Annotated in this window: 12 protein-coding genes, 1 rRNA gene and 1 riboswitch; of the genes, 1 reads left to right on the top strand and 12 read right to left on the bottom strand. The window is 40.5% G+C overall.

Going from position 1 to position 11,913, the window contains the following annotated elements; all coding sequences use genetic code 11:
- Positions 1 to 311: 311 nt before the first annotated feature.
- The 11 genes from purN to ACQKN2_RS24035 form a co-directional block, all read right to left on the bottom strand.
- Positions 312 to 881 (bottom strand): phosphoribosylglycinamide formyltransferase, encoded by a 570-nt coding sequence (gene purN, locus ACQKN2_RS24085; protein ID WP_427417181.1) that lies wholly within the window; start codon positions 879 to 881, stop codon positions 312 to 314.
- A complete protein-coding gene (gene purM / locus ACQKN2_RS24080; protein WP_376078109.1) occupies positions 881 to 1,936 on the bottom strand; it encodes a phosphoribosylformylglycinamidine cyclo-ligase in 1,056 nt (351 codons plus the stop codon). The genes purN and purM overlap by 1 nt, the downstream gene beginning before the upstream one ends.
- Positions 1,937 to 2,022: 86 nt before the next feature.
- Positions 2,023 to 3,447 carry an amidophosphoribosyltransferase gene (purF, locus tag ACQKN2_RS24075; RefSeq protein ID WP_323651739.1) on the bottom strand — a complete coding sequence of 475 codons (1,425 nt, stop codon included), beginning with the start codon at positions 3,445 to 3,447 and terminating at the stop codon, positions 2,023 to 2,025.
- Positions 3,423 to 5,657, bottom strand: coding sequence for a phosphoribosylformylglycinamidine synthase subunit PurL (gene purL / locus ACQKN2_RS24070; RefSeq protein ID WP_427417180.1), 2,235 nt, complete (start codon positions 5,655 to 5,657; stop codon positions 3,423 to 3,425). The genes purF and purL overlap by 25 nt, the downstream gene beginning before the upstream one ends.
- On the bottom strand, positions 5,644 to 6,327 hold the full coding sequence (purQ, locus tag ACQKN2_RS24065) for a phosphoribosylformylglycinamidine synthase subunit PurQ (protein ID WP_323651741.1): 684 nt from the start codon (positions 6,325 to 6,327) through the stop codon (positions 5,644 to 5,646). The genes purL and purQ overlap by 14 nt, the downstream gene beginning before the upstream one ends.
- A gap of 2 nt (positions 6,328 to 6,329) precedes the next feature.
- Positions 6,330 to 6,578: a phosphoribosylformylglycinamidine synthase subunit PurS gene (gene purS / locus ACQKN2_RS24060; protein WP_079562648.1), complete on the bottom strand. Its 249-nt coding sequence runs from the start codon at positions 6,576 to 6,578 to the stop codon at positions 6,330 to 6,332.
- Positions 6,579 to 6,580: 2 nt separating this feature from the next.
- Entirely contained in the window at positions 6,581 to 7,291 is a 711-nt protein-coding gene (gene purC / locus ACQKN2_RS24055) for a phosphoribosylaminoimidazolesuccinocarboxamide synthase (RefSeq protein WP_427417179.1), read from the bottom strand.
- Positions 7,292 to 7,399: 108 nt separating this feature from the next.
- On the bottom strand, positions 7,400 to 8,695 hold the full coding sequence (gene purB / locus ACQKN2_RS24050) for an adenylosuccinate lyase (RefSeq protein WP_427417178.1): 1,296 nt from the start codon (positions 8,693 to 8,695) through the stop codon (positions 7,400 to 7,402).
- Positions 8,696 to 8,708: 13 nt separating this feature from the next.
- Positions 8,709 to 9,833, bottom strand: a complete 1,125-nt coding sequence (purK, locus tag ACQKN2_RS24045) for a 5-(carboxyamino)imidazole ribonucleotide synthase (RefSeq protein ID WP_427417177.1) — start codon at positions 9,831 to 9,833, stop codon at positions 8,709 to 8,711.
- Positions 9,830 to 10,318, bottom strand: coding sequence for a 5-(carboxyamino)imidazole ribonucleotide mutase (gene purE, locus ACQKN2_RS24040; protein ID WP_427417176.1), 489 nt, complete (start codon positions 10,316 to 10,318; stop codon positions 9,830 to 9,832). The genes purK and purE overlap by 4 nt, the downstream gene beginning before the upstream one ends.
- Positions 10,319 to 10,516: 198 nt before the next feature.
- Positions 10,517 to 10,615, bottom strand: a riboswitch (purine riboswitch).
- 93 nt (positions 10,616 to 10,708) lie between these two features.
- Positions 10,709 to 10,903, bottom strand: coding sequence for an NETI motif-containing protein (locus tag ACQKN2_RS24035; protein WP_427417175.1), 195 nt, complete (start codon positions 10,901 to 10,903; stop codon positions 10,709 to 10,711).
- Positions 10,904 to 11,241: 338 nt separating this feature from the next.
- Between ACQKN2_RS24035 and ACQKN2_RS24030 the strand changes: the two genes are divergently transcribed.
- Entirely contained in the window at positions 11,242 to 11,568 is a 327-nt protein-coding gene (locus ACQKN2_RS24030; RefSeq protein WP_427417174.1) for a hypothetical protein, read from the top strand.
- Between the two features lie 251 nt (positions 11,569 to 11,819).
- Here the strand turns inward: ACQKN2_RS24030 and rrf are convergent.
- A 5S ribosomal RNA gene (gene rrf / locus ACQKN2_RS24025) occupies positions 11,820 to 11,913 on the bottom strand; the annotation flags it as partial.

Genomic DNA, 11,913 nt, shown 5'->3' with positions numbered 1-11,913 from the left:
GGGGCGTCCGATGAGCCGCTTCACTCGCGATGCTCGCTCCAGGGTCTCGGGCCAACACGATGTTGGTCACGAAGGCGTTATCACAGGATGTGATGCTTTTAGCCTTCGTTCCCCTATCGCTAATCCCCAAGGAGTCGCCCAGCCTCCACTCCAATCAACTTATTTACATAGTAGACGTTTTAACAAAAGTCATCCACAATTTTTGGTGATGAACCAATTTTTATCGTGTTTGCCACGAATATGTCTTGCTATTATTGATAGAGTAGAGTTAGGCTGAATTGTTCCAGAAGACCTAACTCCTCACCACTGAATTACTTTAATAATTGCTCTAAAGCTTTTGTATAGAGTACATGCTCTTCGTGATGAATTGCCGTTTCTGTTGCCTCACGGTCACCTTCAACAACTTGAACTGCCGCTTGTGCAATAATAGGCCCTGTATCCATACCTTCATCTACAAAATGGACTGTTACCCCTGTTATCTTGACTCCGTGTTCCATCGCTTGACCAATGGCATCCTTACCAGGGAAGGCCGGTAATAGTGAAGGATGAATATTCACAATGCGCTGTGGGTAGGCAGTTAGCAATACTTCACTAATTAAGCGCATATAACCTGCAAGCACAATCCATTCTACATGGCGCTCTTGAAGAGCCTCGATAATAGCAGTCTCGTAATCTGCCTTTGATGAAAACTCTTTTGGACTTAAAGCTAGCACTGGAATACTATAGTTTTCAGCACGTGTCACTACAAATGCGCTAGGCTTGTCTGTCACAACAAGTTCAATCTTTGCATGTAGTTCACCACGTTCAATGGCCTCTTGAATAGCTTGAAAGTTACTGCCGCTACCTGAAGCAAAAACGGCAATTTTAGTTGGTGCAGTCATTACACTAAACTCCCATCATGTGAGCCATTGAATACAACACCTTCGCCTTTCACAACGCGACCAATTTTGTATGCTTTTTCACCATTTGCTTCTACTGTAGCAAGCACTTTCTCTACTTCAGCTGCAGGTACAGCTAAAACGAAGCCAATGCCCATGTTAAAGACATTATATAAATCCTTGTCCTCTAACTGTCCTTTTTCTTTTAAGAACTCAAAAATACGTAAGACTGGCCAAGAACCTAAGTCAATTTCAGTTGCTAAACCTTCTGGCATCATACGTGGTAGGTTTTCATAAAAGCCACCGCCCGTTACATGTGCACAGCCATGAACGTCTGCTGCTTTTAAAGCTGCAAGTACAGGTTTCGCATATAATTTTGTTGGCACTAACAAGGCTTCCCCGATAGGACCAAGATCCTCATAGCCTTCCACAATCGAATCAACTGCGTACTGATTATCTGCAAAGACAATTTTTCGCACTAATGAGTAACCGTTTGAATGCACACCACTTGAAGCAATACCAACAAGCACGTCACCCTCTACGATGTTCTCACCTGTTACGATGGCTGATTTTTCACAAGCTCCTACTGCAAAACCAGCTAAATCATACTCATCTTCTTCGTAAAGACCTGGCATCTCTGCAGTTTCACCACCGATTAATGCCGCACCAGATTGCACACAGCCATCTGCAACACCCTTTACAATTTGCTCAATTTTTGCAGGCTCTGCCTTTCCAAGGGCTACATAATCTAAAAAGTACAATGGTTCAGCACCTTGCGCTACGATATCATTGACGCACATCGCTACACAGTCAACGCCAATCGTGTCATGCTTGTCCACCATAAACGCTAGCTTTAGCTTTGTCCCAACACCATCAGTACCTGAAATAAGAACAGGTTCCTTAAGATTTAGTTCTGACAAGTCAAACATACCACCAAAACCACCGAACGTGCCCATCACACCTAGACGGTTTGTACGTTCAACGTGAGACTTCATTCGTTTTACAGCTTCGTAGCCTGCTTCAATATTTACACCTGCTTGTTCATATGCTTTTGACACGCAGAGTTCCTCCTTATCATCCAAATCGCCTTGGCACATCTGAATCTTGATTTGTCATCATTGCTAGACGTATTTAGATGTTTTTCTTAACGTAATAGTTCTTTTTCATGCGGTAAGATTGTATCTGGGAAAATTTCTGTTGGATATTTACCTGTAAAGCATGCTAGGCATAATCCACGGTTTTCATCTTCATATGGTCTTGCAATCGTCTCTACCATACCTTCAACGGAAAGGAATGTTAGTGAATCGGCTCCTATCGTTTCACGGATTTCATCTACAGTTTGGCTAGATGCAATCAATTCTTCATGTGTTGAAGTATCGATGCCATAATAGCAAGGATCCGTCATCGGTGGCGAAGAAATCACAACATGTACTTCTGCTGCCCCTGCATCTTTTAACATTTTTACAATACGTCGTGAAGTTGTACCACGAACGATTGAATCGTCCACCATCACTACTCGTTTACCTTTTACGACTTGAACAACCGGAGAAAGTTTCATCTTCACACCGCGCTCACGTAATTCCTGTGTCGGCTGGATAAATGTACGACCTACATAGCGATTTTTAATAAGACCTAGTTCATACGGAATACCGCTTTCCTCGGCAAAGCCAATTGCTGCTGAAATACTTGAGTCAGGGACACCTGTAACAACATCAGCTTCAATATGTGCACATTCACGAGCAAGCTGTTTTCCCATACGTTTACGCGCCATGTGGACGTTAATACCATCAATATCAGAATCAGGACGTGCTAAATAAACGTACTCCATCGCGCACATTGCACGTTTATCCATCTCTGCAAAACGATCAGATTTTACACCCTCATCGTTAATAATTAATAACTCACCAGGTTCAACAGAGCGAACAAATTCTGCACCTATTAAATCAAATGCACAAGTTTCAGAGGCAACAACCCAACCATCTCCTAGCTTTCCAAGAGATAATGGACGTAAACCATGTGGATCACGTGCGACAAGCATTTCATCTTTAGTCATAATTAAGAATGAGTAAGCACCCTTTAATAATGAGAGGGCATTTTTCACCTTTGCACGGAATGGTGAAAGCGAGCTTTTCTTAATAAGATGCCCAAGCACTTCAGTATCGGAGCTAGAATGGAAAATACTCCCTTGTCGCTCTAAGTACTGTTTTAAGTGCGTTGCATTGACTAAATTACCGTTATGAGCAATTGAAAGGCTACCAGTTGACGAGTGGAATAATAACGGCTGTACATTTTCAATACCGCCTCCTCCAGCAGTCGTATAACGGACATGGGCAATTGCTGCTTTTCCGTCCACTGCCTTTAACTTCTCTTCGTTGAAAACATCATTAACTAGTCCTTCGCCTTTCACCGCGCGAAGATGCTGACCGTCAGAAACGACGATTCCAGCCCCTTCTTGGCCACGGTGTTGAAGAGCATGAAGCCCGTAATAACTAAGGTGTGCTGGATTCGGGTTGCCCCAAATACCAAACACCCCACATTCTTCGTTTAAGCCTCTGAGTTCAGCAAGCATGGGATTGCTCCTTTCCAATTAGAACGGAATTCCTCCACTGTACCTTCTACAAGCACACCGTTGTCACCGTCGATTTTAACAAGCGCATCGTTTGTTACGACACCGATTTTCTTTGCGTCTTTTACAATTTCTACAAATGCAGCTGCATTTTCTTCTTTCACTGTTACAACGAAACGAGATTGTGTTTCACTGAATAATGCTGTAGTAGCAGAGCCTGTTAATGTCACATCAAGACCTAAGCCATTAGCTCCAAATGTTGTTTCAGCAAGAGCCACTGCAAGACCACCTTCTGCTACATCATGTGCAGATTGTACGATTCCTGCTTTAATTGCTGTAAGCAATGCTTGTTGACGTGCAACTTCAATTTGTAGGTCAATCGCTGGTGCTTTCCCTGAAATAACCCCATTATTTAATAATTTTTGAAGCTCCGAACCACCGAATTCAGTTTTTGTATCGCCGATCACAAATACTACATCACCAGTTGCTTTTACTTCTTGAGTTGTTACATGTGCTAAATCTTCAATTAGTCCAACCATACCGATTGTTGGTGTTGGGTAAACCGCTTCACCAGAACGTTCGTTATAAAGAGACACGTTACCACCGATTACTGGTGAATTCAGTGCTGTACAAGCTGCTGAAATACCATCAGCTGATTTTTCAATTTGCCAGAAGATTTCTGGTTTCTCAGGATTGCCGAAGTTTAAGCAGTCAGTAATCGCTAATGGTGTACCACCAGTTGCTACGATATTACGTGCAGCCTCAGCTACCGCAATGGCACCGCCTACTTCTGGATCTAGGAAAATATAACGAGAGTTACAGTCTGTAGTCATCGCTAATCCTTTGTTCGTACCGCGAACGCGGATAACGGCTGCATCAGAACCTGGAGCAACGACTGTTGATGTACGAACTTGATAATCATATTGATCGTAAACCCACTCTTTTGAAGCAACTGTTGGTGCTTGTAAAAGTGCATTTAATGTTTCTTTGTAATCTGTTACCACTGGTTCTGTATTTTCCATCGCCTGGAATTCTGAATAGTAAGCAGGCTCTGCAGATGGTTTATGATAAACTGGTGCATCTTCTGCAAGTGCATCAGCAGGTACTTCCGCTACAACTTCACCGTTATGTAAAAGGCGAAGCATTTTATCATCAGTCACTCGACCAATTGCTACAGCATCTAAATCATATTTATCGAAAATCGTTTTAATTTCATCTTCGCGACCTTTTTTCACAACAAGTAGCATACGCTCCTGAGATTCAGATAGCATCATTTCATATGCCGTCATGCCTGTTTCACGTTGAGGTACTAAGTTTAAGTTCATTTCTACACCGGAGCCAGCCTTAGAAGCCATTTCTGCTGATGAAGAAGTAAGACCAGCAGCACCCATATCTTGAATACCTACTAGTGCGTCAGATTTTACAACTTCTAAACATGCTTCAAGTAAAAGTTTCTCCATAAATGGATCTCCTACTTGTACTGCTGGACGTTGGTTCTCTGATTCTTCTGTTAACTCCTCAGAGGCGAATGTTGCACCATGGATACCATCACGACCTGTTTTAGCACCAACATACATAACTGTATTCCCTACACCAGCTGCGATTCCACGTTGAATATCTTTGTGGTCAATTAAACCTACACACATGGCATTAACTAATGGATTGCCTTCATAGCAAGGATCGAATTGGATCTCGCCACCTACTGTAGGAATCCCGATACAGTTACCATAACCTGCGATCCCAGCAACGACTTCTTCAAATAAATATTTTCCACGCGCTGATTTTAATTCGCCAAAGCGTAGTGAGTTCAGCATCGCAATTGGACGTGCACCCATTGAGAAAACGTCACGGATAATACCACCAACACCTGTGGCAGCACCTTGGTAAGGTTCAATTGCTGAAGGATGGTTATGTGATTCCATTTTAAATACAACTGCTTGCTCATCACCAATGTCTACGATACCAGCACCTTCACCTGGACCTTGTAAAACTTGTGGACCCTTCGTAGGGAATTTACTTAACACTGGTTTTGAATTTTTGTATGAGCAGTGCTCAGACCACATTACTGAGAAAAGACCTGTCTCTGTCCAGTTTGGTAGACGCCCTATAATACCTTCTACCATTGCAAATTCTTCGTCTGACATCCCCATACCAGCGTATAGCTTTTGATCTTTAATTTGCTGTGCTGTTGGCTCAAACTTAGTTGTTGACATGATTTTCCCTCCACTGCTTCACAATTGATTTAAATACTGCTAGACCGTCTGCTCCGCCCACCAGTGCATCAACAGCTCGCTCTGGGTGAGGCATCATACCTAGTACATTGCCGCGCTCGTTTATAATCCCTGCGATATCTTCTAAAGAACCGTTTGGATTTTCGCCTGAGTATGTAAACACGATTTGATTGTTATCTTTTAATGCTTGTAAAGTTTCCTCGTCACAGTAGTAGTTACCTTCACCATGTGCGATTGGAATATTAATCATTTGACCTTGCTCATATTGGTTTGTGAATAATGTATTATTGTTTTCAACTTTAAGCTGGATTGTGCGGCACACGAATTTCAAATTTTTGTTTCGAAGTAATGCACCTGGTAATAAACCTGCTTCAGTTAGGATTTGGAATCCATTACATACTCCTAATACCGGCTTACCAGCATCTGCTGCCTTCTTGACCTCTGCCATAATATTAGATTGATTTGCCATCGCACCACAGCGAAGGTAATCCCCGTATGAGAAGCCTCCCGGTACTAAAATACCATCAAAGCCACTTAAATCTGTTGCTGTATGCCATACATATTCTACTTCTTCACCTAGCTCGTCTTTAATCGCATGATACATATCGATATCACAGTTTGACCCAGGGAACACGAGTACTGCGAATTTCATGATTAGTTAGCCTCCTCGACTTCGTAACGGTAGTCTTCGATCACAACGTTAGTTAAAACCTTTTCACACATTTCTTTTACTAGAGTATCAATATCACGTTCTGTATCTTTAATTGCTAGTTCAAGATATTTACCGATACGTAAATCTTCTACTTCAGCGTAACCCATTTTCACTAAAGAACCTTGTACAGCTGAACCTTGTGGATCAAGAATGCTCTCACGTAATGTTACGTAAATTTTAACTTTTTTCATTGTTATTTGCCTCCGAGTCTAGAAAGTATAATAGTATAAACTTCAGTTAAATTACCAAGGTCTCTACGAAAGACATCTTTGTCTAACTTTTGCTTTGTAGTTGCATCCCAAAGTCTGCATGTATCTGGTGATATTTCATCTGCCAGCAGTACATTTCCATCATTGTCACGTCCGAACTCTAATTTAAAGTCAATTAGTGTAACGTTGACATCTGCAAATATAGGCTGCAAAACTTCGTTAACTGCAAGTGCACCATTATAAATGGCTGTCACTTCCTCAGGTGTTGCAAGATCAAGTACGTCAATATGCTCCGTTGTAATGAGCGGATCGCCTAGTTCATCGTCTTTATAGTAAAACTCAACGATTGAGCGTTTTAATGGTGTACCTTCCTCCAAGCCGAGACTTTTCGCTAAGCTACCTGCTGCTATATTACGAACTACGACCTCTATTGGAATAATATCTACCTTTTTTACAAGCTGTTGCGTATCAGATAATTGTTTTACGAAATGTGACGCAATTCCGTTAGCTTGCAATTTTTCGAAAATTAGAGAGGTAATGCGATTATTTAATACGCCTTTACCTTCAATTTCTTCTTTTTTCTCACCATTAAATGCTGTTGCACTATCCTTGTATTCAACGAGTAACACATTGGGCTCCTCTGTTGTATACAATTTTTTTGCTTTACCTTCATACAAAAGTTGACCTGTAGTCATTTCGTTACTCCCCCTGATATTATGAAATACACGCGTATTGTTCAGAATTGAATCGTACGTATACGATTCAATTCTGTAACATCCGCTAGTGGCTCTACTCAATCAATATTAGTTAAGTCCAAGACGCTCAAAAATCATATCTACATGCTGTAAATGGTAGTTATAGTCGAAGCAATCATCTAGCTCTTCTTTCGTTAAATGCGATGTAATTTTTTCACTTGCATCGACTAACGTACGGAACTGAACTTGCTCATCCCACGCCTGCATCGCTAAAGGTTGTACTGTATCATACGCTTCCTCACGCACTAATCCTTTATCGATAAGTGCTAATAGGATGCGTTGAGAGTAAATTAGACCATAAGTGCGACCCATATTACGTTTCATGTTTTCAGGGAATACTGTTAAGTTTTTCACAATGTTACCGAAGCGATTTAACATATAGTTAAGTGTAATTGTTGCATCCGGTAAAATAACACGCTCTGCAGATGAATGTGAAATATCACGCTCATGCCATAATGCTACGTTTTCATAAGCCGTTACCATATAGCCACGCATTAAACGTGACATACCAACCATGTTTTCAGACCCGATTGGATTACGTTTATGAGGCATCGCTGACGAGCCTTTTTGTCCTTTTGCAAAGCCTTCCTCAACTTCACGTGTTTCAGATTTTTGCAAGCCGCGAATCTCTGTTGCAAATTTCTCTATTGATGTTGCGATTAATGCCAACGCCCCAAAATACTGTGCATGGCGATCACGTTGTAATGTTTGTGTTGAAATAGGTGATGCTGTAAGTCCTAATTTATCGCATACATATTGCTCAACTCGAGGATCGATATTGGCATATGTTCCAACTGCACCAGACATTTTTCCTGTTTCAATTACTTTTGCTGCTGCTTCAAAGCGTTCTAAGTTACGCTTCATTTCTTCATACCATAAAGCTAATTTTAAACCGAAAGTTGTTGGCTCAGCATGAACACCGTGTGTACGTCCCATCATGACCGTATGCTTATACTCTTTCGCTTTTGCTGCGATAATGTCAATGAAATTCATGATGTCTTTACGTAAAATATCATTCGCTTGTTTAATTAAAAAAGAAAGGGCTGTATCAACTACGTCCGTTGAAGTTAAACCATAGTGTACCCATTTTCGCTCTTCACCAAGTGTTTCAGATACGGCACGAGTGAATGCTACAACATCATGACGTGTTTCTTGCTCAATCTCTAAAATACGATTCACATCAAATGAAGCATTTTCACGGATTTTAGCTACATCTTCTTTTGGAATGTCGCCTAATTCTGCCCAAGCCTCACATGCTAAAATTTCAACCTCTAGCCAAGCTTGATATTTATTTTGTTCTGTCCAAATTGCGCCCATTTCTGGTCTTGTGTAACGTTCGATCATTGCGTTTCTCCTTCTATTCTGACCAAATGCCAGAACTCTCGATTTGTTGTAGTGTTTCTTCTAAGTTTTTTGTCATAATCGTTACGTGGCCCATCTTACGGTTCACCTTAGCTTCAGCTTTCCCATAAAGATGTATAGACCATTCAGGATATTTAGCAATTGAGTTACTAAGTGGCATGACATGCTGCCCTAAAACATTTATCATAATAGATGGTGCCCAAAGTTGTGGTTTACGTAATGGCCAACCACAAACAGCGCGTATATGCTGATGGAACTGTGAAACATTACATGCTTCTATTGAATAGTGACCTGAATTATGAGGTCTTGGTGCTAATTCATTAATAACAATGCCACCATCTTCTAATACAAACATTTCTACAGCTAATGTGCCCACTAAATTTAAGTAATCAGCAATTTTCAAGGCTTCGCGCTCTGCAGCCTGTGCTGTTTCCTCTTTTATACGAGCTGGCACAATCGTTTCATGTAAAATATGATGAACATGAATATTTTCTCCAACTGGCTGACAATATGATTCACCATCACCGTTTCTTTGTACAATGACAGACACCTCTTTAACGAAAGGCACAAATCCCTCAACAATACAATGTGAATGAGAGAAAAGCCCCTTTGCTAACGATAGGTCTTCTGCAGATTTTAAAAGTTGCTGCCCCTTGCCATCGTAACCACCTCTTGCTGTTTTGACTATACAAGGATAACTAATCCTATCGATATTGGCTAGTAATTCTTCATATGTATTTACAACCAAATAAGGGGCTACCGGACAACCTGCGTTCACAATCGCTTCTTTCTCAGTCACACGGTTTTGTGTAATGCGTACTAGCTCTGCTCCTTGTGGGACGTAAGCCATTTGTGTTAATCGTTTTAAGCCATCATAATCGATGTTTTCAAACTCATACGTTATAACGTCACTTACCTCGGCAAGTTCTTCTAAAGCTGCCTCATCATCATATGGTGCTAAAATACGTACATCCGCAACCTGTCCACATGGTGAATCCATTAATGGTTCAAGAACAGCAACTTTAAAGCCTGCTTCTTTAGCAGCAAGTGCCATCATACGACCAAGTTGCCCTCCTCCGATAATGCCTATCGTCTGCCCTGGATAAATTATCTTTGTCACACTAAGTCACCTGTGCTTTCCAGTACTTGTTGCTTCGTGGCTTCACGTCTAGCATCTAGTTTATTAGCAAGCTGTGCATCTGTTGTCGATAAAATTTGCGCTGCAAGCAAGCCTGCATTCGTCGCTCCTGCTTTGCCAATCGCTACCGTTGCTACAGGTACACCACCAGGCATTTGAACGATTGATAATAGTGAATCAAGACCGTTAAGAGCACGGGATTGCACAGGTACACCGACTACCGGTAACGTTGTTTTAGCTGCTACCATTCCTGGTAAATGTGCAGCTCCACCTGCACCAGCGATAATTACTTGAATACCTCGCTCACGTGCTGATTCTGCATACTCAAACATTAAGTCAGGAGTACGATGTGCAGACACTACCTTTTTCTCGTATGGTACTTGTAATTCATCTAAAATATCACATGCATGTTTCATTGTTTCCCAGTCACTTGAACTCCCCATAATGACACCGATTTTCGGATTCATGATTGTCGCTCCTTTTTAACGATAGAAAAATGATCAAATATATTATAGCTACTACAATTCTTTACTTTTTCTTTTATAACAAAGAAAATCCTCAAATAAACTACTCTCTACCATACACGTGAAAGCAGTTTACTTGAGGACTTATTATGAAAAGAATATGCAAATGTACATTTCTGTACACACACCCTTCCGTAACATGCCAAAAGTGCTTTCCCGCATAGTCCGGCATTTACGGTGCCGGGTAGAGACACTAGAGCCAATCCTCTAGCATATATGTGGGATTTATTTGTTTTTCCTTCTCATATTTTAACAAGTCATTCCACTATCGTCAATGCAAAAATGCGAACATTTTATTTTAGTCATTTATGAACGTTCGGATTTTAGTCAAATTTACTCGGAATCTTGCCAGTCCATCGCTTTAAATTGTATTTTTTGACGTAAATACGTTGGTTCTCCATTGACTAAGTGAAAAATCGGTTCTTCTTTTCTTCCCACTGCCATATAACCATCTCGACGCATTCTTGCCAAACAATCTTCAATTGTTTCGTTTTCTTCTACTTCATACCAAATTTGTTTTTTTCCCAAATCTTTCTTCCTTTCGATCTTGTATCCAATAATTTTTCCTCGTATGAGTTTCATTATACCTTTAGTTTGTTCCTTTAGTATGTTTGATTTATTAATAAAATGCTCTTCACCATAACGCAACGCCTTCCATAACCGCTGTTTTTCTTCTATACCTCGTATTTTTATAAGTAAGTGGCAAGTAGTTTTTAATTATTATTTATTTCTTCTAAATTAAGATCCGCTACTAATCTAATCTCTGATAGCTCACCATCATTATGTTCTGCTGAGATAATAGAATTATCCTCTTTCATTCTGAATTTCCTGAAAAAATGGTATTATTTCCGAAAGGAGGTATGACTTTGAAGTATTCTTTTTATTTTTGTTGTTTCTTGTTAATTTTCTTGTTAATAGGATGCAATGCTTCATCTTCTTGGGCATTTCAATTCGTAAAGTACAATAATACACATTACATTATGACTGAAGGAGTTTTAGAGAATAAACAACTTGGTGAAAAGTTAAGCGACGTAAAATACCACCTCAACAAAGAACAAGATAGTAAAGAATTGTCTTCAAATATTTATCCAGTTGGAACAAAAATTTATGCTATTAATAACATAGATATTTCAAAAGCGATTGCCGTAGTTAATGAAAAAGGAGAAATAATAAAACTTGTAGCAGAGGAATAAGTAGGAGAATTTTATAACATCCAGATATAGGATGTTAGCCTAAAAACCTAAAACCTTCGCATCCTGCGAAAACGGCTAACTGACCTGCGTCGTGCAGGCCTAGGCACAATTCAAAATCCGACGCATTGTTTATCTGTAGCGAAAGCGAAGCGACAGCTACAAATGTTTTCTGTGCGACAGCAACAATTACGCCAAGGCGAAATTGATTAATACAAAAAAAGCCGAGGAATAAATCCTCGACTTTTCTAGGTGCCTAGCGACGTCCTACTCTCACAGGGGGAAGCCCCCAACTACCATCGGCGCTAAAGAGCTTAACTTCCGTGTTCGGTATGGGAACGGGTGTGA

This window comes from Lysinibacillus sp. NPDC093688 (assembly GCF_050280145.1).
Taxonomy (GTDB): domain Bacteria; phylum Bacillota; class Bacilli; order Bacillales_A; family Planococcaceae; genus Lysinibacillus; species Lysinibacillus xylanilyticus_B.
This window is presented reverse-complemented; position numbering and strand designations above follow the sequence as displayed.

Excerpts from the sequence above, each read along its gene's own strand:
- purB (WP_427417178.1), bottom strand. The coding sequence starts at position 8,695 with ATGATCGAACGTTACACAAGACCAGAAATGGGCGCAATTTGGACAGAA.
- purF (WP_323651739.1), bottom strand. The coding sequence starts at position 3,447 with ATGCTTGCTGAACTCAGAGGCTTAAACGAAGAATGTGGGGTGTTTGGT.
- purS (WP_079562648.1), bottom strand. The coding sequence starts at position 6,578 with ATGAAAAAAGTTAAAATTTACGTAACATTACGTGAGAGCATTCTTGAT.
- purN (WP_427417181.1), bottom strand. The coding sequence starts at position 881 with ATGACTGCACCAACTAAAATTGCCGTTTTTGCTTCAGGTAGCGGCAGT.
- purE (WP_427417176.1), bottom strand. The coding sequence starts at position 10,318 with ATGAATCCGAAAATCGGTGTCATTATGGGGAGTTCAAGTGACTGGGAA.
- purC (WP_427417179.1), bottom strand. The coding sequence starts at position 7,291 with ATGACTACAGGTCAACTTTTGTATGAAGGTAAAGCAAAAAAATTGTAT.
- purQ (WP_323651741.1), bottom strand. The coding sequence starts at position 6,327 with ATGAAATTCGCAGTACTCGTGTTCCCTGGGTCAAACTGTGATATCGAT.
- purL (WP_427417180.1), bottom strand. The coding sequence starts at position 5,657 with ATGTCAACAACTAAGTTTGAGCCAACAGCACAGCAAATTAAAGATCAA.